Genomic DNA, 24,889 nt, shown 5'->3' on the forward strand with positions numbered 1-24,889 from the left:
TGTAGGCGATAAGTCATAGCCGAAACTTATCACCGATTTCATGAAATCTTATCATCCGTCTTGCTGAATCATAGTTAAAAGTCTTGAGGAAAGATTGCGTCTTCTAAATAATTAAATGATTGTGTAAGTGCCCCAATCCAAAACAGCAAAACCTCCATTCTCTATCGGGTTGAGCAATATTAACCCGGCAGAAAATGGAGGCAGTACAGCAGTTCAAACTATTAAGCGTTGTAACTCAGCCCTCGAACAACCACGACTGGACGCGCTTTAGGCTCTTCCATTCGGGGCGGCGGCTTAACCCTTCTTTAAAGTTGCCTTCGACTTCTTCTTTGAGTTCGGGGGCGATCGCCACGATTTGCCCTGCGATTTCCACATGCTCTCGCACGCCCTTGCTGGCGGTTTCCAGCATGGCGATCGCCAGATTAACTCGCGCCTGTGGGTCTTGGGGGTTTAGCTTGACGGCTTTTTGAGCAGCCTTCTGGGCAGGCGTGGGCTTGCTGTCCAGCAGGTATAGCCACGAGAGGCAGGTCCAAGCGGCGCTACTCTTGGGCGAGCGATCGCACACTTCCTTAAACAGCGGAATCAGAGCTTCTGGGCTTTCACCGGCCTGATAGCGCTGCACCCCCTGCTCAAACAATTCTTCGACGGTCAGTTCGGTCATGGTTCAACGGATAGTTTCTAAGCAGATGGACACAAATAAACATAAAACAAAAGCCCTGAGTCACCCACGCAGCGGGCAGCGCAGGGCTTAAGATCTGGTCTTTTTGGACTAACTACTTAGGAGAACGACTTCCCACAGCCGCAGGTTTGATTGGCGTTGGGATTGGTGAACTGGAAGCCGCCGCCAATCATCGCGTCGCTATAGTCCAGCACCAGTCCGTAGAGATACAGCATACTCTTGGGGTCGCAAACGACCTTAAACCCGTCATAGTCAAACACTTCGTCGGTGGGCTGGATGTTGTTGGGATCTTCAAAATCCATCATGTAGGACATGCCAGAGCAGCCGCCCTGACGCACGCCCACCCGCAGACAAAGATCCTTGCCCTGCTTTTCGCGCAGTTGCAGCACATGCTGAAGCGCTGCGTCGGTCATCAAGATACCGCGCTGTTGGGATTGTGGTGCTTGAGTGGTCATGGGCTTGAAGCTCTCCTTGGCGGGGTAAGTGAACTGCTCAAACGTTTCCAGAAAGACTTGAGGAAAGACACGCAAACGGCTCACAGGTGGGTTTTAGCGCTGCGAGCGTGAATTTATGCTAACAAAACCTGGGTTCTTCGGTCTGCCGAATCATCTAGGATTAGTATCATTTAGCATCTAGATATGCTGCATATGCCGTTGAGCAGGCTTTCAATAGCCAAGTTCTCAAAGACGGTGTATTCAGTTTGCAGAATCGCTTTATCTACCCAGCCCCACTGGGCTTGCTCTGGTTAGACTATGACACCATTGACTCCATCCACTCGGCGACGGCTGCAAAAATTGCCCCAGCTTTCTAGCGTGTGGGAGGGCGATCGCCGGACGCTGATGCCAGAGATTGCCGAAACCCTTGATGCCGACGATATGCAAGGGGACTGCATTCTTTGGGTGGATGGGGTGGAAGAAGTCGTGCGGGCAATGGATGTTGTCCCCAACGAAACTGGCTCGGAAGCCATCGTGCGAACCCTGCTGCGAGCGATGGAAAATCCCCACAGCGGTAGCGCTCGACCCGGAAGACCCCAGCGCATTTTGGTGCGCGATCGCGAGCTTCAGTTTTTTCTGCGCGGCGTGCTGCAAGGCCTAGATATCGCCGTGGAATATGTCGCTGAGTTGCCGATTATCGACGAAATCTTCTACGGCTTGCAGGATGCCGCCCGCCAGCGCCCGCCGTCGCTGCCCCCGGACTATGCCCGTGCTGTGCTAAGAGCAGCAGCAGAAATCTGGCAGGATGCCCCGTGGGAAAACCTAGATGAGGAGAAGATTTTTGCGGTCGAGCTAAACTACGGCGATGTGGGCGCGCTCTACATTTCCATCTTGGGGCTGATGGGCATGGAGTTTGGCGTGTTGATGTATCGCTCTATTGAATCGCTCAAACAGTTTCGCCAGCAGGTGCTTGCTGCCGAAGATTCGCCCCGAGACTTGCAGCAGGCCTTTTTGCAGCAGGACTGCCTTTTTCTAACCTTTGACCCAACAGACGAGGATTTTTTGGACAACGGGGATGACCCCGAGTTGCACCCGGAAGAGCTGGCAGAGTTGCGCCTGGAAGCGTTGGGGGAGATGAGCGAAATGATTCCGACCTTCGGCAATCTGCACCCGCTGGAGGGAATGCGGTCGGTGCTGTACGACGAAGAGGCGATCGCCGTTTTGCTCACCCTCCAAGCACTCCACAAGTTTTTTGGGCAGCACCTCGATCGACTCAGCCCAGAAACCTTTCCGGCGTTGACCAAGAGCTATCGTCTGCCCGATCCCAAAAATCCCAAAGCAAAAGTATCCGTCAAAGTGTCTACCTTGCCCGATCTAGCCGCAGAACTGGCGGAAATGTCGGGCAGTGACCCTTCCGACTATATGAACTATCTCAACTCGCTAGGGGTCTTGGAGGATGATTCGGAGCCAGTGCCCATCTTGCTAGACGACCTAGTGCCCAAAGATGCGATGTACAGTCTGGGGGCAATCCCAACTACGCTGATTGAAACCCTGCGCCTGAGGGTGTCCCATCACCAGCCTGGCCCCGCCCCACTCCCTGCCAAAGCCAGCGAGTTTCCCGTTATCATGATCCAAACTTCGCGCCCCAAGGCAAATGAACTGCTGGCGGAAATTCAAGCGTTTGGCGGCGTGAAAGGCATTTCCTTCAACCCTGGCGAAGACCCCTCCAGCCAGAGCCGCTACGACCTCGCCATTTTGCACACCAACGACGGCAAGATGCATTTGCTGGGCGAGTTTCGCGATAGAGACCCGGTTCACCTCGCAGCGCGGCGCAAGTGGGATCAGCGCTGCAAAAAGACCAAGGGACAGTGTGGGCTGGTCGTGGCAATGGGGCTGACAGGCAAGTCTCGCGGCAACCCGGCTTTGCAACACATGCTGGGCTTTTTTGAAGCGCGATCGCTCTCCTCCGAAGAAGTTGGGCTGGGGACGCTCCAGCTTCTACCAGGACCATTTGACGAGCTTTAGCCCACGCAACCCTACCCAAGCCCGCCAAACTTTAGCCCGCCAAGTCTGTGGCTCAACAGGAGCAGGACTTACGCACTTGCGATAGGTTTTCTGGGTTTTGGACGATTTTTTGCGGGCTGTGCCCGCAAAAAATCGTCCAACTGCGTCAGTCCTAAGGAGATCAACAGGCTTGACAGGCGTGCCCCTGTTGCCCCTAAATGTCCACCTGTGGATGGGGGCATCGCCTCGGAATCCCTTCTGCCTAAAGAACTGTAACAGTTCCTCAAGAATTTGATTCGGGGGTTCAAACCCAGTGATAGGATGCGTAAAAACTGTTCAGGGAAATACTTTTCATGACAGAGACGCTTACTGGACAAACGCCCAAATTCGGCGGCAGCACCGGCGGCCTGCTGAGCAAAGCTGATACTGAAGAAAAATACGCCATCACGTGGACCAGCCCCAAAGAGCAGGTCTTTGAAATGCCCACGGGCGGCGCGGCCATTATGAACCAGGGTGAAAACCTGCTCTATCTGGCCCGCAAGGAGCAGTGCCTCGCGCTAGGTGGACAACTTCGCACGAAGTTCAAGCCCAGGATCGAGGACTACAAGATCTATCGTGTTTATCCCAACGGTGAGATCCAGTACCTCCATCCGGCCGATGGTGTGTTCCCCGAAAAGGTGAACCAAGGCCGCCAGCAGGTGGGTACGGTGATGCGGAACATTGGCAGCAACCCCGACCCTGCCACGGTCAAGTTCAGCGGACGGAATACCTTCGATCCCTAGGCGATCGCCCTTGGTCTGTCCTCATTTCTGGTCTAAACTTCTTGGTTTAATTTCTGTCTAATCTCTATAGGTTTTCGCGACGGGGCAGGCTCAGGTCTGCCCTCTTTTTTTGCGGGTTTCCTCTTAGAATGGGGGGTCAGAGGTTAGGGAGTGGTCGGCAGGGGGAAGTTCCGCCTTCACCCCCATACTTGCCCTCTCACCGGCTTCTAATCTCCTCACCCAACCCCTTATCACTCCTTTCCCAATGATCCTCCCTGATTTTCAGCACTTCACCGAACTCGCCGCTCAGGGCAACTTTGTCCCGGTGTATCAGGAGTGGGTCGCCGATCTGGATACGCCCGTGTCGGCGTGGTTTAAGGTGTGTGCGGGGCAGCCCTACAGCTTCTTGCTAGAGTCGGTGGAAGGGGGCGATCGCGTCGGGCGCTATAGCTTTGTGGGCTGCGACCCGCAGTGGGTGCTGGAGGCGCGGGGGTCTCGTACTGTGCAAACCCATCGAGATGGCGCTCAGGTTGTCTTTGAGGGCGATCCGTTTGAAGCGCTGTCGGCCTGTCTGGAACCCTATCACCCAGTGACGCTGCCGCAGCTTCCGCCGGGCATTGGCGGGTTGTTTGGCTTTTGGGGCTACGAGCTAATCCACTGGATCGAGCCACGGGTGCCTGTGTTTGCTGCCCAGGAAGACGACACGCCGGACGGGCTGTGGATGCAGATCGATCACCTGCTGGTGTTTGACCAAGTGCAGCGCAAGATTTGGGCGATCGCCTATGCCGATTTGCGCGACCCGGCCACTGATTTGCAAGCGGCCTATGAGCAGGCGGGCGATCGCGTCCGGCAGATGGTAGAAAAGCTGCAACTGCCGCTGGCAGGCAAAGACACGATTTTGGAATGGACCCCACCGAGAAAAGACGCTGGCGCAAAGGCAGACGCAGGATCTTTGCCGCCCGACTACCGCAGCAACACGACGAAGGAGCAATTCTGCGCCAATGTGGTCAAAGCAAAGGACTACATCCGCGCGGGAGACATCTTCCAGGTGGTGATTTCCCAGCGGCTTTCGACGCAGTATCGTGGCGATTCCTTCTCGCTCTATCGCTCGCTGCGGCTGATCAACCCTTCGCCCTACATGGCCTATTTCCACTTCCCCACCTGGCAAATTATTGGTTCTAGCCCAGAGGTCATGGTGAAGGCAGAAAACGGCGAGGGTGGAAGAATTGCCACGGTGCGCCCCATCGCAGGAACCCGGCCGCGCGGCAAAACTCCCGCCGAAGATCATGCGTTTGCCGAAGATCTGCTGCAAGACCCGAAGGAAATTGCCGAACACGTCATGCTAGTAGACCTGGGGCGCAACGATCTGGGGCGCGTGTGCAGTAGCGGCACAGTGCGCGTGGATGAACTCATGGTGATCGAGCGCTATTCCCACGTCATGCATATCGTCAGCAACGTGGTAGGCTGCCTCGCGCCCGGAAAAACCGCGTGGGAACTGCTGAAGGCTTGCTTTCCGGCGGGCACCGTCAGCGGCGCACCCAAGATTCGCGCAATGGAAATTATCCATGAACTGGAGGGCAACCGTCGCGGGGTCTACTCCGGAGCCTACGGCTATTATGACTTTGAGGGGCAACTGAATACGGCGATCGCCATCCGCACAATGGTTGTTCGCAATCAGCCCGACGGCTCCTCGACCGTCAGCGTGCAGGCAGGCGCAGGCCTCGTCGCCGACTCTGACCCCGAAAAGGAATATCAAGAAACCCTGAACAAGGCGCGGGGAATGCTAGAGGCAATCCGCTGCTTGCGACAGGGCTAGGCAATCGAGATTGGGTCAGTCCTGCTAGTTAATCCCTTGCGCCTGGGTGCTGATGGGTTCAGCAACAGGGGCGGCCAAGGGTGTGGGCAGCGCGACGGGCTGCGCGGTGGCGGGGGCAAGCTGTTTGGCGGCTTGCTGCACCAGGGTTTGCAAAAAGTCCGTGCGCTGGTTGTTTTGAAACACGGCCTTGATGGCCTGAATCAGGCGATCGCGCTTCAGGGCAAATTCGCCCGCCGGGGCCGCCGTGGAACTTTGCTCTTCAAAGTAGGCGACTAAGCTGAGGCCAGCGACGCGGGTCAGATACGCCGCACTCACGCCTTGCAGCGCCCCGCCTACAGCAAAGGTGGCCAGATGGCTCTTCAGCAGGGGGGCGATCGCCTGGGTAGACACTTCTACCAGCCCTAGCTTCAGCATCACTTCGGCCATCGTGGTGGCGATCGCCTTCGCCTGCTCTGCCGAAAACGCCTGCTGATAGACCTTGCCCAAGTCCATCACCATCTGTGCGTTAATCGCGCCCGTTGCCAGCAAATCTAGGCTGGGCATCGGCGTGGCAAAGGCGGCCGCGCCCGCAATCCACTGTGCCTGTTCGATCAAGGGCATCGCGCGATCGCGGCGCAACTGGTTCAGCGCTGCCAAAATCTCGGCCTTCAGCGCAGCGGCGCAACGCAGAACCGTGTTCAGCACCAACTGCGGCCCCGCCACTGAGACGATTCCCGTCAGCCGCTCAGTCAGCGCGGAGACATCGGGCGCAGGCTGCTCTAGCGTTTCCTGAATCGTGCCGTCGGCCTGGTGCTGACGCACTTTTAATGGTGCAGGCGCAGCGGTAATGGCAACCACTTCCTGCACCGGAACCTGCCCCAGCAGCCGCTCCCGAATTTGCTGGAGAATCAGCGGGCGATCGCCCGGTAGGTATTGATCCTGCTTGTTAAACGCCAGCACGATGCGCTGCTGCTGGCGCGACAGTTCCTTCAATACTTGAAATTCTGAATCCGTGATGTCGCCTGCTGTGACGAAGACCACCAGATCGGCCGCCGCAGCCAGGGCAACCTCTGATGCGGCATCTAGCTCATCAAACAGCGCGGGCGTATCGGTCAGCGTCACCGTTTGGGGCATATTGGGCAGCCAGTCGGCAGTGAGGCGCTCGGCAAGCGTGGTTTTGCCAACGGACTTGCCGCCGATCAGGGCAACATTCAGCGCGTCACGGTCTAGCTCGGTTTTGAGGAGGGCGAGGCGATCGCGCCAGTGTTGCGGAGCAATATCGCGCGGACCGGGTTGTAGCGACAGCGCAACGGTGCTGTCGGTCGGGCTGCTAGAGGTCGTTGCCGATTCTCGCTCTAGCTGATCCAGCAGCGGCTCCAGCGCCTTCAGCACTTGCTCAACGGTGGTGCGATCTAGCGGAGCCGTGGTGTCCAACTCTGGCGCGGGCTGCTGTTGTCTGAACCACCACAGGCCACCCCCCAGGGCGATCGCCCCCCAAACAATCGTTTCGCCCCAGTGCGCCCCGGTGGGATGCCCCAGTTGCAGCAACCAGGCACTCGCCGTCAGCCCCACACTCCCCACCACCAACGGTCGCCGAATCTTAGGAACCATGCTCGTTTCACCGCTTTCGCATCACCTGTTCTATTCTACCGGGCTGGCTGAAGGCGCTGGGAGTGCGGAGTCCTCTACAAAACCAGGCAGTTTTCCCCTGAAAATCGCAAAAAGCAGGAAAATTGCGTCATGAATAGGACTTACGCAGTTGGACAATTTCTCGCGGGCGCATCTCGCGGGCGCAGCCGTAAGAAATTGTCCAAACCCCAAGGAGCTGATCGCAAGTGCGGAAGTCCTGATCAAAACAGATGATTATTTTTGCATCCGAAAAAGCATCCGAAAAAAAGAGAAGCCAGCTTTCACACTGACTCCTCCTGACCTAGAAACCCATTACAGGGATCAAATTTGGTGGCGGGAAGTGGATTTGAACCACTGACCTTCGGGTTATGAGCCCGACGAGCTACCAGGCTGCTCTATCCCGCGTTGCCTTTTCAAGTATAGCGAAAGATTGGCGGGTATGGCCAGGTTTTTCGGAAAACTCTTGAAAAACGCTTAGAAAACTTGCTGCAACGCTTGACTAACCTAGTCAGGGTGGGGCTTTTGTTGAACATTTGTTGAACAATGTGGGAGTGTAACGGAGAGGGCGATCGCACCTGATTCGACCGCATCTAATTCGACCAGCCCACTCGTCTTGTTGGTTTTCACCTGTTGATGTTTATAAGCTAAGGAGGACAAAGGCAATGACTCAAGCCGCCAACCCGACCTCCAGCAGCGAGCTGCGTGACATTGTTCGCGATCAGCTCCAACTACTGCTGGAGCAAAAAAACTACGAAGGCGCAAAAATGCTGCTGGTTCCGGTTCCTCCTGTCGATATTGCCGAAGCGATTCAGGGATTATCGAGGCCGATGCAAATGCTTGCGTTTCGCCTGTTGAGTAAATCAGAGGCGATCGCCGTTTATGAATATCTCGACAGCGATGTTCAGCAATCTCTTTTAGAAGAGTTTCGCGATCAAGAAGCGATCGACATCGTAGAGAGCATGGCTCCAGACGATCGGGCCAACCTGTTCGACGAAATGCCCGCAAACCTGGTGCGGCGGGTACTAGCCCAACTCGACCCCAGCGAACGCCAGGCCACCGCGCTGCTGCTGGGCTATAAACCCGACACTGCCGGCCGGGTGATGACCCCCGAATTTATTTCGGTGCGGGCAGATATGACCGTGAGCCAGGCCCAGGAGCGCATTCGGGAACTGGCCCGCGACAAGGAAGTCGCCTACTACGTCTATGTCACCGACCCAGTCAAGCGACTGCTGGGCACCGTATCCCTGCGCGATCTGATTCTGGCATCGCCAGATCAGCGGGTAGAAGACGTGATGGAGCGTGATGTGATTTTTGCGCGGGCCGATGTAGACCAAGAGGAGGTGGCACGGCTGATTCAGCGCTATGACCTGCTGGCGCTGCCAATTGTGGATCAGGAAGGCATTCTGCTAGGCGTGGTCACGGTTGATGACGTAATCGACATCTTGGAAGAGGAAGCGACCGAAGATATCTACGCCATCGGCGGCGTGCGGGCTGAGGGCGAGAGCTATTTCGACAGCGGTTTCTGGTCAATTTTGAAAAGGCGGGTGCCTTGGCTGCTGGTGTTGGTGGTGACGAACATCGCCACGGTGTTCATCATGTCGCAGTACGAAGAGGTGCTGGACAGCGTGGTAGAACTCGCCTTCTTCACGCCGCTGCTGATCGACACGGGCGGCAATATCGGGGCGCAGTCTTCAACCGTGCTGATTCGCGGGCTGAGTACCGACGAGCTGCGAAACAAGAAACCTGCACGGGTGATTTTGCGAGAACTGTTTGCTGGGGCCGCGCTGGGGATTGTGCTAGCAGTGCTGGTATTGGGCATTGCGATGGTGTTTGTGGGCAAGGTGGAGATTGGGCTGACCGTGGGACTGAGTTTGATTGCGATCGCCGCACTGGCTGCCACTGTCGGCACGCTCCTGCCCTACCTGTTCCACAAAATGGGCTTTGACCCAGCATTTATGGCATCGCCGTTCATCACCACAGTTGCCGATATCCTGGGGATTTTGATCTACCTCAACATTGCCAAGCTGTTGCTGAACATTGGCTAGCCATCTCCAGTTACCCCTTCGACTAGCCCTTTGACTAATACTCTGGCTAGATTGCTCTGGCTAGACTGTTTTGCCTTCGTCAAAAGTTCATATCCTCAAACACGGCAAACCAATCCGAGAATCATAGTATGATTGCTATCAACGGGTATTTGATGATTGAATTAAGTCTATAGTTTTGGCTCACGCCATACAGGACTGGTCGAGGCGATCGCCGAAGGGATTGGGCTACGGCGGGGCCTGGGGTCGGTCTTAGTTTGGGCAAGGAGGATGCTGTGTTAGAGGCCTTTGTGATCGCCACCATTCTGTGCGGGTTCTTTGGCATCGTCTTCAAAAAGAACCTCGTGATGAAAATCATCTCGATGGACGTGATGAGTACGGGCGTAATTGCCTATTACGTGCTGATTGCTTCGCGAGAGGGCTTGAAAACGCCGATTCTGACCGAGGCACTGGACAACGCAGCAGGGATTGCCTATGCCGACCCCGTGCCCCAGGCCGTGATTTTGACTGCGATTGTGATTGGGTTCTCCATTCAAGCGCTGATGTTGGTCGGCATCATGAAACTGGCACGAGACAACCCCATCTTGGAGGCCAACGAGATTGAAAGGGAGAACACGCCATGACCAACTTCGTCGGCCTCCTAGAAGGGTTCAATGGGTGGATGAGCGGGTTTTCGTTTAGCAGCCCGATTGCCACAGATCTGAGCATTAGCAACACCACGATGAGTCGTTTGACCATTGGTTGGGTGGCATTGCCGCTGTTTGCTGGCTTTGCAGTGTACCTGATACCCCGTCTGGCCCGTCCTCTGGCGCTGGCGGCGGCACTCGCCTCGGCGGTTTATGCCACGCTGCTGTTTCTGCGCGAGGTGCCCCTCAGTTTGGGGCTGCTGGATCGGTTTGGCGTGACGCTGCTGCTCGATCCGCTAAGCGGCTTTTTCATTTTCACAAATGCTCTGGTGACGGCGGCAGTGATTCTCTACTGCTGGGATACGGGCAAGTCGGCGTTTTTTTATACCCAGCTCACGATTTTGCACGGCAGTGTCAACGCAGCGTTTGCCTGTGCCGATTTTATGAGCCTCTACGTGGCGCTGGAGGTGATCAGCATTGCGGCATTTTTGCTGGTTGCCTATCCCCGGAGCGATTGCTCGATTTGGGTGGGTCTGCGCTACCTCTTTGTCAGCAATACGGCGATGCTGTTTTATCTGATGGGGGCGGTGCTGGTCTACCAAGCGAATCACTCCTTTGCCTATGTGGGGTTGAGCCGTGCGCCCTTGGAGGCGATCGCCCTGATTTTTCTAGGGTTGTTGGTCAAGGGCGGTGTGTTTGTTGCAGGGCTATGGCTGCCGCTCACTCATTCGGAATCGGAGTCGCCCGTGTCGGCGCTGCTGTCGGGTGTGGTAGTCAAGGCCGGCATCTATCCCCTGATGCGCTGCGCCCTGCTGCTGCCAGAAATTGATCCGATGGTGCGGGTGTTTGGCGTGGGGACGGCGCTGTTGGGCGTGGCCTATGCCGTCTTTGAAAAAGACACCAAGCGGCTGCTGGCATTTAGCACCATCTCACAGTTGGGCTTTGTGCTGGCGGCTCCGGAGGTGGGTGGCTTCTACGCGCTGACGCACGGAATGGTCAAGTCGTCCTTATTCCTGCTGGCAGGCAACCTGCCCAGTCGCAGTTTCAAAGAGCTACAGCAAGTGCCAATTCGCAGGTCGCTGTGGATTGCGCTGGCGATCGCCAGTTTCTCGATCTCTGGCTTTCCGCTGCTGTCGGGCTTTGGCGCAAAAGTGCTGACGATGAAGAGCCTACTGCCGTGGCAGGTTGTTGGCATGAATCTGGCAGCCGTCGGAACGGCGATCGCCTTTGCAAAGTTTATCTTCCTGCCCCATCGCCAATTTCCACCAGACTCGCAGAGCCAGCCACTCAAGCCCGGATTTTGGGCGGCGATGCTGGTGCTGCTGGGTGGATTGGTGCTGGCTAACGCAGTCTACTACGAAGCATATACGGTCGAAAATGTCGTGAAGCCGCTGCTCATTATTGGAATTGCCTGGATTGCCCACAAGCTGATCTTCCGGCAAGCCAATGTCAAACTTCCCCGCACGGCTGAAAAGTTCGAGCATTTAATCGGCGGCATGAGCTTAATGTTAATCCTCGTCTTCTGGATGGTCTTTGCATGGGTGGCAAACTAGCTCGGCAGCTTATCTTACGGCTCACAATTTGGTTCTTGCTCACCGCAAATTTGAGCTTGGCAAATATCGTGATCGGCGTAACCGTGGCGCTGCTGTTGCCCCGGGGCGATACTGGCCGAAACGACCGCCTCAGCGAATGGCTGAGGGTGTTGTTCAAGGTGTTTGCCTCTATTCCTCAAGCCTATGCCGAAGCCCTTGAAATGATTCTCCGTCCCCACAAACGGGAGGAAATTGTTTTGCAGCATGTGCAGCCTCGGCGATCGCCCCACTTGCTTTTTCTGGATATATTTCTGATCACGTTCACACCCAAAACTATTGTGCTGAAATATCACGAAGCGGGCTGGTTCGAAGTGCATCGCGTGACGCGAGGGGGGCCATCATGAAGCTCATTCTCCTGATCATGTTGGTGGCGTTGCTGATTCCACTTTATGAAGCATGGCAAGACGATAATATCTGGCAAAAAATGTTAGCTTTTGCCAGCATTGCCACCAAAACCTCAATCATGATTTTGATTGTGTCGATCTTGCAAGACGACTGGATGATCGGCGTAGTGGGTGTGCTGATTCTGAGTGTTGGCAATGCAGGCTTGATGCTGCTGGCTCACGTCATCAAACGGCTCAATGACCTGTCACAAACTCTCTAGAAAACTAGAGGAAAACTTGTGTAGATCTGTAGAACTTTTGTCTAAGAGGGTGTTTGAAAAGGTATCGCCTGTGATGTTAAGCACTCAGAGATCCCCCTAGCCCCCCTTAAAAAGGGGGAAACCGCCTTAAAGTTCCCCTTTTCAAGGGGGATTTAGAGAGATCTTGCACACTTTGCTACAAACAGTAGGACTTTTCAAACATCCTCTAAAACCGCCTTTCAACAGATTAGAAACCCACCATGATCACTATGCCAGTTGTGAATACCTTAATAGACCTTTTGAGTTATGGCTGCATCGCGCTGGGGCTGGTGTTTTGGTTTTGGGGAACCTGGCCGCTGGTGGGCGATCGCTCAGTTCTCTACAAACTGCACAGCCTCTCGATTGCCGACACCCTGGGATCTCTCAGCATCGTCTTCGGGCTACTGCTGAAAATTCCTCGCGAGTGGCCGCTGCTGCTGCTGGCTATCTTCTCATTGGCGCTGTGGAACACCATGCTAGGCTATGTGCTGGCCTATTGCGCCAGCGACCTGCCTGCCAAAGAACGCTGGGGAGAGGCTGTAGAGCCGTTTAGCAGCATCACCAGTGAACCGCAGACTGACCAGGGGGACGTATGATGCCACACAGCATATTCGGGCCACACGACGAATACGTGTACGCAATTACGGCGCTTCTGCCTCTGTCCGCTGCCATGCTGGTGTTTCAGGTGAATCCCTACCATGCGCTAGTGATTCGCGGCATCCTGGGCGCAGTGGCGGCGTTGGTATACACGCTGCTGGGCGCAGCAGACGTGGCACTGACGGAGGCAATGGTGGGCACGATGCTAGCGGTAACGCTTTACGCGGTAGCGGTGCGTTCCTCGATGGTGCTGCGGCTGGGCGTGCTAAAGGACGAAGCGATCGCCCTCAACCTGCTTTCCGAGGACGCTAGCCTGCCTTTGGGGCAATCCACGCCAGCAACCTCGGACTCTCCTCTCAAGTCGCTCATCAACGACCTCCGGCTAACGTTTGGTAAGTATCACCTGCGACTGGAGCTAATTCCCTATCTCAGCCCAGAAGATTTGCAGCAGGCGCTCCTCGAAAAGGAGGTGCATCTCACCTGCACTCAGCTTGAGGCAGACGACCCCTCTACCCCACACGATGTAGCCGTGAAGGCGACTTACCAGACTGCCACGCGCCTCCGCCGCATCTACGACATCTTGCAAGCCGAGTTGCCCTCTTCCCCGGCGATCGCCTACGTTGGCCCACCCACTCCCGGAGCAAAGCACCCATGATCTGGATTTATCTGCTGGCAGGCGTTGCCATTTTTTTGAAAATCCTGCTGATGCCCCAGCCTGCCCCTAGTGAACTGGATTTCTCCATTGTTGAAGCTATCGTGCAAGATAGCGGCGTGCCCAACGCCGTCACGGGCATCATTTTTCGCAATCGGCTCTACGACACCATTTTTGAAGTCGTGGTGTTCACTATTGCCATCATGGGAGCCTACTTCTTGCTGGCAAACGAAAAGCCTTCGGCCAAGTTTCGCCGCTTTACAGACGAACCCTCCATCGTGCTGGCACGGCTGGGCGCAACAATCGCGGCGCTGGTGGGCATTGAACTGGCGATTCGCGGACACCTTAGCCCTGGCGGTGGCTTTGCGGCTGGCGTGGCAGGCGGCACGGCTATTGGACTGGTGGCGATCACATCCTCTTCCGAACTGATGCAGGGCATCTATCAGCGCTGGCACACCGCCCGCTGGGAAAAAGTCTCGGTGATGATTTTTATCGTGCTAGCCGTGATGACGCTGGTGGGCCTCGAACTGCCGCACGGCGAACTGGGCAGCCTAGTCAGCGGCGGCGTGATTCCCATTCTGAATATTTTGGTGGCGCTAAAGGTGGCGCTGGGTTCCTGGGCGGTGATCCTCGTGTTTATCCGCTATCGAGGGTTGCTGTAGTCAAAGCGTAGGGCTGAACGCAGGGGATTCGCAGTCCAGCAAGATGAGCCTGACAACACACGCAGAGAGCCGATCCCAAGTTCAGAATCGACTCTCTGCCACAACTCTAGTCCGAATTTTTGGCTCAACCCCCACCCGTGACTCCTTCATTGCCGAAGCGCGGCTCGACACTGGCCACTTTGGGAAAGGGCGATCGCCCACTTTTGAGGAACACACTGGGTCAATGCAGACGATGCGGCTTCTGAGACCTTAGTCACCTGAAACCCCAGTCACCTGAAACCCCAGTCACCTGAAACCCCAGTCACCTGAAACCTTAATCGATGGAAACTGCTTGCACATCGACAGGCGTGTCCGCAGACGTAACCTGCTCAGAATCCACCACTTCTTTCTTGTTTTTCACGCGCTCGATTAGCAGTTGAGAAACTTCTGTGAACAGCAGCGTGATAATAATCGCATCATCAATTTGACCAATGACGGGAATGAAATCGGGCGCGATATCGAATGGCATAACGATATATGCAATCGTGCCTAAGATAATCCACCAGCGGTATTTGGGATTGCGAATGACATCGCGATACCAGTCGTAGAGGCTTTGCAGGGAGAACGCCATCGGGAATGTCCTTTACTCAACATCTTCATTCTGCGAGATTGTGCCTGCGCTGTAGAGTGGGAAAAACCGTCTGCGTTGGGATAGGAACCCCACCCACCCTTGGTCTAGCTCTCCAGGAGGATGCGCTCCAGATTTCAGTATCTTATGCTACAAAATGAAAGTTTGTTCGATATGATTAGAGAAGAGCCAATTTTTCAGCCTGTTTGAACGCTGAAACGGCTGCCCCCCAAGGCACAAAAAAAGATTCGCACATGCCCTTGCTGTCCAAGTTGCCTATAATTTGGCTGCATCAAGCATGGTGACAGGTTTGGATGTGCCTCCTGATCGTTGATTTACCAGGAGGTTCGCAATGCGAAATCTAAAATCTGACTGCTCCAGTTTGCTTGCTTCTGATCCTTCACTTCGAGATCGCCTGCCCCTGACCGTGGGCGATCGCCATGAGCTAGGCTCCATCCGCCATCCTGCCTTGCCGCGCCATTTGCATCCCAACTATCAGCACTGGCAGTGGCTCAGCCGCTGAGCCTGATTCGCAAATCAGGACCGTAAGCTGAACAATGCTAGCGGGCGATCGCTCCTATTCCAGTCCTTCCAGTAGCTCCGTCGGGTCGATGCCGCGCTGCCGCAGTTGCTCCAGGAGTCTCTGGGTACGCTGGCGCTCGGCAGCGAGTTCTGCGGCCGCGTCTTGGAGCCGCTGTTCTGCTTGGGCTGCGCGTTCTTCGGGCGTGGGGTAGCGATCGCCCGCTTCAGAATACCAGTACAGCCATTCCCGCGTGATGCCCAGGTATGTGCCGCGATCGCGCCCCAGCCCCAGCCCAATTTCCGGCATCCACAGTGGATTGTCGCGCTGGAGCGTGTACACACCGTCTTGCAGGCGGTAGATTTCTAGCGGCGGTTTGCGGCGGCGGCGCGTGGAATAAACGGCGTAGTATTTCACGCCCATCTCAGCATAGAAGGCTTTTTTGCTGTTGTATTCGCCCCGATACCTGCGCGAGACAACCTCCAGCACCAGCACTGGAACGATGTTCTGCTCCTCCCACAGCACATAGCTAAGGCGCAATTCTTCGTCTACAATCCGCTCTACGCCCAGGCTCAAAAAGCCGTCGGGGACGATGGCTGGCTCCTCTGGGTCGTAGTAGATGCCCATGTCTACGCCAAAAAACCAGTCCTGCCGATCGGCCCAGATCTGGGCCAGGATTGCTTTCAACAAACCGGGCATCAGATCCTGGAGTTCGTTATCCACGGGCGTTTCGTCGGAGTCGGGCAGTTCTTCGGACGAGGGCAGACAGAGGCGCGGGTCGTAGAACTTGAGCATGGCAGCCGGAGTGAGAGCAACAGCGCGAGGGGCTTGAGAGTCGGTGACTTGATTCTAGCGGCTGGGAAACAGTTGCTCAATGGTAGAATACTTCTCAAGCTAGGGGTGCTTGCCCTGTCTGAATCAAGACATGAATCAAGACAGAGCAGGCTGAGATTACACCCTTGGAACCTGAGACTGGGTTATGCCAGCGGAGGGAAGCGAGGCTTGCATCGACGACATCCGAAGGGTTGGCAGAACTAGCAGAATAGGGAAGTGAAATTACGGAAGTGAAATAGGTAGGGGCGATCGCCCTCTACCCTACCCCAAGCTGTCCTCCAATCTGTTCACGTCACCGTTCGCGATCGCGTCTTCAGCGTCAGTCCAGCCGATTCGCAAAAGCATCCGAGTTGCATTCACGAGGGCTTGCGTAAATCCTGGCAAAAACCTGTAAGGGCGGACTAGATTCAGCGACACTCGCTTGCGAACAAGCTGCGACAATCCCCAAGACCAAACCAGCCTCTAGCGACTTTACCGAACAATTCCCAGAGGAGGGTTTGAGCATGTCGGTTCAATCTGTGGCGCTGTTGGTGACGCTGGCAACGGCGGGCGGGTTTGCCCTGCTGGGGCTGGTGCGGGCCAGCCAGCAGACGATGAATTTGGAAGATTACATGGTCAGCCGAAATCGGTTTGGCCCGTGGATGTCCTTTGCCACCGTCGTTGCGTCGGCGCTGGGTGTGTGGATTTTGTTTAGCCCGCCCCAGGTGGGGGCCAGCAGCGGCATTGCGGGCATTGTGGGCTACTGTCTGGGGTCGGCGGCTCCCCTGGCGCTGTTCACCCAAATTGGCCCGCGCCTGCGCCGGATCTTGCCCCAGGGCCACTCCCTCAACGAGTTTGTGCTGTGTCGCTTCGGCAATGCGATGTATCTGCTGGCGCTGGGGGTGATTGTGTTTTATATGTTTATCTACCTGGCGGCGGAACTGACGGCGATCGCCAAAGCGGTGCAAATCCTGGCAGACGTGCCCCTCGGCTGGACGGCGCTGGTGGTTATTGCCGCAACGTTTCTCTACACCACCTACGGCGGCTTGGGCGCGACCATCTTCACCGACGCGATTCAGTTTGCGGTGATGGTGCCGCTGCTGCTGGTCAGCTTTCTCGTAGCGCTGGCGGCAATGGGCGGCTGGGAAGCGGCACTGCAACCCGTGCGGCTGAATGCGCCCCAACTGCTCTCGCTGGGCAACGTGGACGGCATCAAGTTTGGCGCAACGCTGGTGCTGGCAATTGTCGCTGCTGAGGTGTTTAACCAGGCAAACTGGCAGCGGGTCTACGCCAGCCGCACCGACAAGACCGTACAGCAGGCGTTTCTGGGGTCCGCGGTGATTACGCTGCCGCTGTTGATGATAGCGGGGGCGCTGGGGCTGCTGGCGGCCAGTTTGGGCTTCACGGACGATCGCGCTTTCTTTTCTCTGTTGCAGCAGCTTGCTTTGCCGCTGTGGTTCACGGTGCTGGTGCTGGTGCTGGCGCTGGCGCTGGTGATGAGTACACTGTCGTCGCTGCTGAATGGCATTGCCAGCGTGTTTACCATTGACCTGATCCGCCTGTTTCCGCAAATGCAGACCAGCGGGCTGCTGCGGGCTTCGCGGCTGCTAACGGTGGCGGTGGGGCTGCCCGCGATCGCCATTGCGGCACGGGGCTTCGACGTGCTGTACCTATTTCTGCTGGCGGATCTGGTCTGCGCTGGGGCTGTGTTTCCGGTGATTTGGGGACTTTACTCCCGTCGTCTGACTGGGCAAACTGCCTTTTTCAGCGCTCTCGCGGGCATTGGCGCAGGGGCCCTGTTCTTCCCCAAGCCCGATTTTTCACCCTGGAACGGCCTACCCTTTGCGGGCGACCTGCTGGTGAGCTTTGCCGTGGCGATCGCCGTTTCTGCTGGGATTGCTCTCGTCGGAAGTGCGATCGCCAACCGCCGCCAGCAATTTGACTTTGCCACCCTGGGCGATCGTAGCCGCGCCTACGCCGCTCCTGCACCCGATCAGATTAGCATCGGAAAGTAAGCAGCGGGGCGACGGAATGCCAACTCCAACCCTCGTCGCCGCCTTCCCCTCTCTCCCCTTCCCTAACATGGACTGGAACCTAATCATTGACCTCTGCATCGGCATCGGCCTCAGCGCGGCTGCTGGTTTTCGGCTGCTGGTTCCGTTTTTGGTGCTGAGCATGGCGGCGCTGTTTGGGCATTTCCCGGTTGCGCCCGATTTGCAGTGGGTAGACTCGTTCCCGGCGCTGCTCACGCTGGGCGTGGCGGTGCTGGTGGAGGTGATTGCCTACTTTGTGCCGTGGCTGGATACGCTGCTGGATTTGGTTGCGTTTCCCGCGTCGATTATTGCGGGGACGCTGCTGACGGCGGCGTTCTCCAGCGGGCTAGACCCGTTTTTGCGGTGGAGTTTGGCGATTTTGGCGGGGGGCGGCGCGGCGGGCGCAATGCGGGGGCTGTCGGGGTTTTCGCGGCAGTTGACCACAATCTTCACAGGCGGACTGGCGAATTTTTTGATTACGTCGCTGGAAATCCTGATTGCGGTGGTGCTGTCGGTGCTGGCGATCGCCCTTCCTGGCGCAGCGATTGGCTTCCTCCTGGGTCTGTTGGGGCTATTGGGGCGGCTGTGGTTGCGAGTCCGAACTGGACTGCTGGGACAGCCCGTAGCGGAATCACCCGCGCCTGCCGCCGCTGCGCCACCCCCGCCATCTCCCCCTGTCTGAACTTCTACTGAGCTTCTACTTGAACTTCTACCTGAGCGTCTGCCTCAGCGTCCGCAGTTGCGCCAGCCTAGAACACCAGAATATTTGCTGCGGCGATCGCCACGCCTGCGGGTAGCTGAGCAATTTGCACCTGGGGAGCGCTGCCGCTGCCGTCGGGGTCAAAGAACAGGTTGCCCGTGCTGCGGTCATAAATGAAGCGATCGCCCTCTCGCACTGCCCGCGTGCCCTGGCGCAGGAGTGTTGTAGGCAGTGTTGTAGGCAATGTCCCTGCCAAATCTGCCAGACCAAACTCCGCAGCGGGAACCAGCAGCACATCCTCACCGGGGCGAAAGTCGATCAGCGTGTCCAGTCCGCCGCTGCGCGTGGTCGAGAGGTCAAAGGAATCGCGCCCTGTGCCGCCAGTCAGCGTGTCACGGCCCACGCCACCCACCAGCAGGTCGTTCCCCCCATCGCCGACTAGCACGTCATTTCCGGCTTCGCCTTTGAGCGTGTCATTACCACCCTCGCCGCGTAGGGTGTCGCCGCCGCCGCCCCAGAGCAGATTATCGGCTCCATTGCCAATGATCAGATTGCTCAGCCCATTGCCGCGCCCCGTGAGGGCATCGCCGCGGAGGGTGAGGTTTTCTAAAGAATCGCCCAGCACCCAGCTGATCAAGGCAATCACCGTATCAGCTCCCGCCCTGAGCAGTTCAATGACCCCATCGCCGAGGCTGGCTACGACATAGGTATCGTTGCCGCGACCGCCCTCCAGCGTGTCGTTGCCGCTGCCCCCATCCAGCCAGTCATGCCCGTCGAAGCCGCGTATCCGGTCGTGGCCGCCCATGCCCGCCAGCGTGTTGCTGCGGAAATTGCCCAATATCCCGTTACGGAGCAAATTGCCAATGCCCTCTGGCGCTGTGCCCTTCAGCGTCAGGTTTTCTATATGGTCGGGTAGAGTGTAGCTGATGCTGGCCTCTACCGTGTCGATGCCGCCGTCGGCTCGCTCAATCACGCGATCGCCCACATGGTCTATCACGTAAGTATCGTTGCCCCTGCCGCCGACTAGCTCATCGGCCCCAGGGCCCCCGTCGAGGCGATCGCCCCCGTCGTGCCCCATCAGCGTGTCATTGCCGGCGCCGCCCATCAGGGTGTCGCTGCCCGCGCCACCGATTAACCGATCGTTGCCATCGGTTCCCGCTAGGTTCAGCGGGTCAGACGGGCGGGGGGGATCTGGCGGCACAGCGCCCAAGTCTGGTTCTGCCCACCAGCGAGGATTGGCGCTCATGAAGGCTTGCAGGGCGGTGTACTTGGGCGCATCGGTCTGGTCGAGGCTTTCCATCATGCCCCAACTGCCCCATTTGCTGGGCCGGGCAATATCCACAAAATGGTTGAACAGCGTGCCGCCTGCCTCTTTCCAGCCGTCGAGCAGTTGTTGATAGAGTTCCGCCATTTCGGGGCGACGGTTGAGCGCGATGAAAAACTCGGTCAACTGCGCGTCGTTTTCGATGCCCGACGTGCCGACGATGTGCTGCCCGCCCTCGTAGGCGACGAGCTGCAAGTTGTGGCGCTGGGCGATGTCGGCGTGGTACTTGAATAGGGCGATCGTGTCTTTGACGGAATCTTTGCTGTCGCCCAGCAGACCGCCCTCGCGGAGGTGCTGAAAGGCTTTGGCAAAGCCGCCGTCGGGTTCCGAAAGCCAGGCGCGCACCGTGTCGGCGTGGGTGGGGCTGCCCAGGTTGTTGCCAAAGTAGCCTGTAACGGCGTAGGCATCGACGGCTTTCCAGGCGGGTTCGTTGCCCTCGGCAACCCAGGCGGGCGTGTTTAGCGCATAGGTTTCTAGCCCCTTCCAGCCCGTTTGCGTAGCCAGCACAGCGATGACGCGATCTTGCGCTGCAAGGCGATTGCCACCGCTCTTTTCTGCAAAGGTTTCCTTCCAGATTTTGGCGGTCTGCGCCGCCCTCATGCCATACCACTGCATCCAGCCGCCCTGCACGTCTTTGCCCCAGCGGGCCTCGGCCTGCGCCTGGGCATAGTGCGCCTGGTCAAACTGCCAATTCCACACCTCGTTGGAAAATTCCACATACACCCGCAGGTTGGGGTCGAGGTGGTCGCGAACGTAGGCGGCAAAGTTGGCAATGTATTCATCCGTTGCCTGGTGCGGCATGTTGAACCAGGGCGATACCTGCATCTCATTTGCCAGGGCCACCATTGTTTCTACCGACGCGCCTTTCCAGGCCCAGCTTGCGTCGGTCGGTTTGGGGCGATCGCGCCATTCGCGCTGGGTGGAATCATTGGTCTCCATCCAGTCCATGAACCGCAGTGTGCCAAAGTTGCGAATCCGCTCCTGAAACGTGGGATTGAAGACTGAGCCTTGCGCCACCAGCGGCAGGTCGTCTTCGTGATAGACGCGGATGTTTCGCAGATAGTCGCCCGTTTTCTGCGGGTCGGTCGCGGTGATCGAGAGCAGAATGCCCGCGTCTTTGGCGGGATCAACCTGGATCACGTCGCGGCCGGGCCGGGACAGGTTCTCCAGTTTTGCGGCGTTAAAACCGTATTCCAGCGTGCCCTGCCCGTCATACATCACCACATAGCGGCCGGGGCGATAGGCTCCGGGGATGTCGCGCAGCAGCAGCGTGCTGAGCTTGGTGTACGTCGTGCCTTTGGCGGCAGTGGGCAGACGGGTGGGCCAGCCGTGGGCATCCAGATTTTGCACCGCCTCGCCGGTATTCCAGACCTGGCTGGTTTGCGGAATCCAGGCGCGGGCTGTTTTGAACAGGTCAAGAAACGGAAGCTGGGGCGAAAAGTCGTTGATGCTCGTCAGACCGATGCCGAGCGATCGCCCTGTGGGTTGCCCTATGGATCGCCCTGTGGTTAACCGCTGCTCATTCAAACGTGCCGTTGGCATGAATGCAATCCTCCCAGACTGTCGTAAAGCTGGCTGCAAGCGGATGCGACAGGAGGCGGGTCTTGACCCATCACCCCTCCCACCCCGCTGACCCCTGAGAGCCAATCTCTAGTACTATCCCCCCTGCCGAAATCCGGGCAGACGACCGGAGAACTGCATAAATTCGGCAAAATACCGGAGATGAGAACCCCTGACAATACAAAGTGTGCAGTGATGCTTTAGACAAAGACCTCCGAAAACTTTGGGAACTGGATTTTTCACCCAAAATGCTGGGGGCGATCGCCCAACCCCCTTCCAGGAAATGGTTTCAACACGCTGCGCGACACTTCAAGTAGGCTTTATACCTGCTAATCTCCGTGTCTGTAGGTTGCTAACCTCATCCGTGCTTTACCTTTTGAACCCGGTGAGCCTACAGAACCGCATTACTCTTTGGCGAAGGCATCCCATTTTCTGCGTCAAACCACGCAGACGAGGGCGATCGCCCAAATGCGGATTCGCCCGATTTCTCGAAAATTTCCTGGATGATTCGCAAAATCATCCCAGCTTGATGAAGCCAAGCCTACGAATTGCGCTCAGTCATAAAGATTACGGAGAGATGACGGAGGAGCCTGATGGGGGAAATGCGATCCCAAAATGCGACTTACAAACTCCGAATCAGGGCGCGGGCGTAGGCAAGGGAGTTTCAGCGGGCGCGGCTCCTGTTGGCGAAGCGCTGGCGGCAGGCGCTTCGGGAGTGGCTGGTGAATTGGGAGCAAACGGATCGAGGGGAACGGGGCAATCATCGTGGGCGATCGCCCCATCGGGCATCGTTGTGCGGCAGAGCGTCGCGCCGTCTAGCTTTGCCCCGTTCAGGCTAGCTCCGGACAGGTTCGCATCGGTCAGGTTTGCGCCTGTCAGGTTCGATCGTCGCAGGTTCACCGATTGCAGGTTGGCGCGTTGCAGGTTTGCCCCTGGCAGTTGGGCCCGCCCCAGGTTGGCCCGCAGCAGACTGGCTCCCGCTAGGTTTGCCTCACTCAAGTTGGCAGCCGTTAGGTCGGTATCGTTGAGCGTAGTCTGTTGCAGCTTGGCGCGGCGCATGTCGGTGCGGGTCAGGTTTGCCCGCGACAAGTTGGCGTTGCGAAGCCTCGCATCCTTGAGCCGCGCATTGCCCAGATAAACTCGCCGCAGATCGGCATTTCGCGCATCCACGCCCGTCAGGTTCGCTTCGCCCAGGTTTGCACCCACCAAGTAGGCTCGATTGAGCGTGGCTGCCTGCAGATTTGCCCGACTAAAAATTGTTTCCCCCAGATAGGCCGCATTAAGCTGGGCCCGCTCTAGGTCTGCATCCCCTAGATAGGCCCGCCGCAGATCGGCTTCCTCCAGCCGCGCCTCTGCCAAAACTGCCCCACCTAACGTTGCATCGGTCAGGAGTGTCTTCCGCAGGTCGGCTCTGTCTAGGGCGGCTCCGGTCAGGTTGGCACTGCTCAAGTTTGCCCGCTTCAGGTCTGCTCCGCGCATCAGTACGTTTTGGAGGTTGGCATATTGCAGGTCTACTTCATCGAGTTCTGCATTATTCAGCCTGACGCGCTCCAAGTCGCAACTGACGCAGGCTTTCGTCCGCAAGAGCTGATTGACTCGCCCAGCTTTTGCGGCATTGCCCATACGAACCAATCCTACGGCGGTGGCCAGCGATCCCAAAAAGACGGCGATCGTGAGCAGCGCCATGACATCTTTTCGATCCATAGCAGGAAAAAGAAGAGAAATCGGCTTTAGCACGGAACTCTAGAACCCTAGGCATTGTTTTAAAACTTTCTAGGTCGGTGATTGCCCTGAGTTGATCCCCCTAAATCCCCCTTGAAAAGGGGGATCTCCGGAGCGGTTTGGCCCAGTTCCCCCCTTGTTAAGGGAGGCTAAGGGGGGATCAAATTGATCCAGTTCCCCCCTTGTTAAGGGGGGCTAAGGGGGGATCGTTAAGGGGGGCTAAGGGGGGATCAAAGGGTTTTAAAACACGCTCTAGCAAGTTGGCCAAACACCTCTAGCCTAACCGATGAGGAATCGCCCGCTTGCACCTATGGCGCGAATCATTCACGCTAGAACACGAACGGGGCAACTCATCCTATCCCCCCATCACCTCCCCTTATCACATCCTCCATCACACCACCCATTACAACACTATGGCCGACTATCACGAGCGTCGCAGGCTGATTCGCGAAAGCTTGAAAATTCAGCCCCTCAGCCACGGACAGGTCTATACCTACACCGTGGGCGTGCGATCGCAGCCGGAGATTTCTCCCGAACGCTATGCGGAGTTGCGCTGGAGCCTGGAGAATCACAAGAGCAACCTGATCCCCATTGTGGTGCGCCGCACCGATAGCCTCGGCGATGAAAAGGAATACGAAGCGATTTACGGAGCCGATTGGGTTAAGGTCGCGGAGGAGATAGGCATTGAAATGCTGTGGGCGTGGGTGTTTGACCTGAGCGATGAAGAGGTGAAGACGACGCAAGCTGAATTCGCTATGTTGCTAGATGCTTCTCTGAACACTTCTCTAGAAACTTCTCTAGACACCTCCGCCGATAACCCTGCCTCGCCCCTCCAGGCAGCGACCGCACCCGAAGAATCTGCCCCCATGCAGCCCAGTTCTGCGCCCCAGCCAATCGGCTCTGCGTCTGAAGGATCGGTGTCTGAAGGATTAGTGTCCGAGCTGATGTTGGAAACGTTGACGCGATCGCTCAGTTCTATGCTCGATCAAAAGCTGAATCAAACGCTGGATCGAAAGCTGGATCAAACGCTGTCTCGGCTGTCGAGTTTGGCGGGTGCAGGGAATGGGGGTGGAGGGGCGATCGCCCTCCTGGAAAATAAGCTAGATCTCTTGGAAAGACGGCTCAACCATCTTACTGATGAAATTTCCAACCTTGCCCGGAGCGTAGAAAGCCTCAAGCACCGTCCTGCCACTTCGCGTTCTACTGCTAGTTCTACTAATAAAGTCGATTTCAGCGAACTTGCAGCTAGGCTCAAACAATTCCGCCAAGACCCCAGTTCTGTGCCCGCTGCCCAGCTAAAAGCCGACCTAGAGCAGGCGACAAAAGACCTTCTTCGCGCTTGGGCAAACGAATTGGGAATAAGAGCCCCTAAAAGAGAGAACAAAGCTCCCCTAATTGATCGCCTTTTGACTTTCTAAGGTTAGGTGTAGGTTCGATATTTCGATGCTTTCCTGTCGTTTTTGTTGGCAGCATTGGATTTTCTTGTGCGATCGCCGATCTTTACGAAAATATCAG

Annotated in this window: 21 protein-coding genes, 1 tRNA gene and 1 pseudogene; 15 read left to right on the forward strand and 8 right to left on the reverse strand. The window is 56.9% G+C overall.

Going from position 1 to position 24,889, the window contains the following annotated elements:
* Positions 1–235 precede the first annotated feature (235 nt).
* Both HPC62_RS09290 and HPC62_RS09295 read right to left on the reverse strand, forming a co-directional pair.
* Positions 236–661: a tetratricopeptide repeat protein gene (locus HPC62_RS09290; RefSeq protein WP_172355075.1), complete on the reverse strand. Its 426-nt coding sequence runs from the start codon at positions 659–661 to the stop codon at positions 236–238.
* Between the two features lie 116 nt (positions 662–777).
* Positions 778–1,134 carry a HesB/IscA family protein gene (locus HPC62_RS09295; RefSeq protein WP_068516864.1) on the reverse strand — a complete coding sequence of 119 codons (357 nt, stop codon included), beginning with the start codon at positions 1,132–1,134 and terminating at the stop codon, positions 778–780.
* A gap of 297 nt (positions 1,135–1,431) precedes the next feature.
* On the opposite strand from HPC62_RS09295, the gene HPC62_RS09300 reads away from it, so the two are divergent.
* The 3 genes from HPC62_RS09300 to HPC62_RS09310 all read left to right on the forward strand — a co-directional run bounded on the left by HPC62_RS09300 (position 1,432) and on the right by HPC62_RS09310 (position 5,694).
* Complete coding sequence (locus HPC62_RS09300) at positions 1,432–3,138, forward strand: DUF6930 domain-containing protein (protein ID WP_172355077.1); 1,707 nt, start codon at positions 1,432–1,434, stop codon at positions 3,136–3,138.
* Positions 3,139–3,470: 332 nt separating this feature from the next.
* Positions 3,471–3,899 (forward strand): photosystem I reaction center subunit II PsaD, encoded by a 429-nt coding sequence (gene psaD, locus HPC62_RS09305; protein WP_172355079.1) that lies wholly within the window; start codon positions 3,471–3,473, stop codon positions 3,897–3,899.
* 244 nt (positions 3,900–4,143) lie between these two features.
* The gene (locus HPC62_RS09310; protein ID WP_172355081.1) at positions 4,144–5,694 is read left to right on the forward strand and encodes an anthranilate synthase component I family protein; all 1,551 of its coding nucleotides are present in this window, start codon (positions 4,144–4,146) and stop codon (positions 5,692–5,694) included.
* Between the two features lie 24 nt (positions 5,695–5,718).
* Here HPC62_RS09310 and HPC62_RS09315 read toward each other — a convergent pair whose 3' ends face one another.
* On the reverse strand, positions 5,719–7,284 hold the full coding sequence (locus tag HPC62_RS09315) for a slr1306 family protein (protein WP_172355083.1): 1,566 nt from the start codon (positions 7,282–7,284) through the stop codon (positions 5,719–5,721).
* 346 nt (positions 7,285–7,630) lie between these two features.
* Positions 7,631–7,707: transfer RNA gene (locus HPC62_RS09320), tRNA-Met, on the reverse strand.
* A gap of 257 nt (positions 7,708–7,964) precedes the next feature.
* Here HPC62_RS09320 and mgtE point away from each other — a divergent pair.
* The 8 genes and pseudogenes from mgtE to HPC62_RS09360 all read left to right on the forward strand — a co-directional run bounded on the left by mgtE (position 7,965) and on the right by HPC62_RS09360 (position 14,095).
* On the forward strand, positions 7,965–9,347 hold the full coding sequence (mgtE, locus tag HPC62_RS09325) for a magnesium transporter (protein ID WP_172355085.1): 1,383 nt from the start codon (positions 7,965–7,967) through the stop codon (positions 9,345–9,347).
* A 272-nt stretch (positions 9,348–9,619) separates the two neighbouring features.
* Positions 9,620–9,967 (forward strand): cation:proton antiporter subunit C, encoded by a 348-nt coding sequence (locus tag HPC62_RS09330; protein ID WP_172355087.1) that lies wholly within the window; start codon positions 9,620–9,622, stop codon positions 9,965–9,967.
* A 98-nt stretch (positions 9,968–10,065) separates the two neighbouring features.
* Positions 10,066–11,523, forward strand: coding sequence for a cation:proton antiporter (locus HPC62_RS09335; RefSeq protein WP_172358869.1), 1,458 nt, complete (start codon positions 10,066–10,068; stop codon positions 11,521–11,523).
* Positions 11,508–11,906 carry a Na+/H+ antiporter subunit E gene (locus tag HPC62_RS09340; RefSeq protein ID WP_172355089.1) on the forward strand — a complete coding sequence of 133 codons (399 nt, stop codon included), beginning with the start codon at positions 11,508–11,510 and terminating at the stop codon, positions 11,904–11,906. Before HPC62_RS09335 ends, HPC62_RS09340 begins: the two co-directional genes overlap by 16 nt.
* Complete coding sequence (locus HPC62_RS09345; protein WP_172355091.1) at positions 11,903–12,166, forward strand: hypothetical protein; 264 nt, start codon at positions 11,903–11,905, stop codon at positions 12,164–12,166. The genes HPC62_RS09340 and HPC62_RS09345 overlap by 4 nt, the downstream gene beginning before the upstream one ends.
* 248 nt (positions 12,167–12,414) lie before the next feature.
* Positions 12,415–12,690 (forward strand): annotated as a pseudogene (locus HPC62_RS09350) (monovalent cation/H(+) antiporter subunit G); the annotation flags it as partial.
* Positions 12,691–12,779: 89 nt separating this feature from the next.
* On the forward strand, positions 12,780–13,436 hold the full coding sequence (locus HPC62_RS09355; RefSeq protein WP_172358870.1) for a DUF4040 domain-containing protein: 657 nt from the start codon (positions 12,780–12,782) through the stop codon (positions 13,434–13,436).
* Positions 13,433–14,095 (forward strand): Na(+)/H(+) antiporter subunit B, encoded by a 663-nt coding sequence (locus tag HPC62_RS09360; RefSeq protein WP_172355095.1) that lies wholly within the window; start codon positions 13,433–13,435, stop codon positions 14,093–14,095. The genes HPC62_RS09355 and HPC62_RS09360 overlap by 4 nt, the downstream gene beginning before the upstream one ends.
* Before the next feature lie 313 nt (positions 14,096–14,408).
* Here the strand turns inward: HPC62_RS09360 and HPC62_RS09365 are convergent, their stop codons facing one another.
* Positions 14,409–14,705: a YkvA family protein gene (locus HPC62_RS09365; protein ID WP_172355097.1), complete on the reverse strand. Its 297-nt coding sequence runs from the start codon at positions 14,703–14,705 to the stop codon at positions 14,409–14,411.
* A gap of 349 nt (positions 14,706–15,054) precedes the next feature.
* On the opposite strand from HPC62_RS09365, the gene HPC62_RS09370 reads away from it, so the two are divergent.
* Entirely contained in the window at positions 15,055–15,225 is a 171-nt protein-coding gene (locus HPC62_RS09370) for a hypothetical protein (RefSeq protein WP_172355099.1), read from the forward strand.
* 54 nt (positions 15,226–15,279) lie between these two features.
* On the opposite strand, the gene HPC62_RS09375 is transcribed toward HPC62_RS09370, so the two are convergent.
* Entirely contained in the window at positions 15,280–16,017 is a 738-nt protein-coding gene (locus HPC62_RS09375; RefSeq protein WP_172355101.1) for a Uma2 family endonuclease, read from the reverse strand.
* 542 nt (positions 16,018–16,559) lie between these two features.
* On the opposite strand from HPC62_RS09375, the gene HPC62_RS09380 reads away from it, so the two are divergent.
* Both HPC62_RS09380 and HPC62_RS09385 read left to right on the forward strand, forming a co-directional pair.
* Positions 16,560–18,050: a sodium:solute symporter family transporter gene (locus HPC62_RS09380; RefSeq protein ID WP_172355103.1), complete on the forward strand. Its 1,491-nt coding sequence runs from the start codon at positions 16,560–16,562 to the stop codon at positions 18,048–18,050.
* A gap of 16 nt (positions 18,051–18,066) precedes the next feature.
* Positions 18,067–18,750: a DUF4126 domain-containing protein gene (locus tag HPC62_RS09385; protein WP_172355105.1), complete on the forward strand. Its 684-nt coding sequence runs from the start codon at positions 18,067–18,069 to the stop codon at positions 18,748–18,750.
* Positions 18,751–18,817: 67 nt separating this feature from the next.
* Here HPC62_RS09385 and HPC62_RS09390 read toward each other — a convergent pair whose 3' ends face one another.
* Positions 18,818–21,634 (reverse strand): calcium-binding protein, encoded by a 2,817-nt coding sequence (locus HPC62_RS09390; protein WP_172355107.1) that lies wholly within the window; start codon positions 21,632–21,634, stop codon positions 18,818–18,820.
* A gap of 654 nt (positions 21,635–22,288) precedes the next feature.
* Positions 22,289–23,356 (reverse strand): pentapeptide repeat-containing protein, encoded by a 1,068-nt coding sequence (locus tag HPC62_RS09395; protein WP_172355109.1) that lies wholly within the window; start codon positions 23,354–23,356, stop codon positions 22,289–22,291.
* A 431-nt stretch (positions 23,357–23,787) separates the two neighbouring features.
* Between HPC62_RS09395 and HPC62_RS09400 the strand changes: the two genes are divergently transcribed.
* Positions 23,788–24,792 (forward strand): hypothetical protein, encoded by a 1,005-nt coding sequence (locus HPC62_RS09400; protein ID WP_172355111.1) that lies wholly within the window; start codon positions 23,788–23,790, stop codon positions 24,790–24,792.
* Positions 24,793–24,889 lie beyond the last annotated feature (97 nt).

The sequence above is a fragment of the Thermoleptolyngbya sichuanensis A183 genome (assembly GCF_013177315.1).
In the GTDB taxonomy this organism is placed as follows: domain Bacteria; phylum Cyanobacteriota; class Cyanobacteriia; order Elainellales; family Elainellaceae; genus Thermoleptolyngbya; species Thermoleptolyngbya sichuanensis.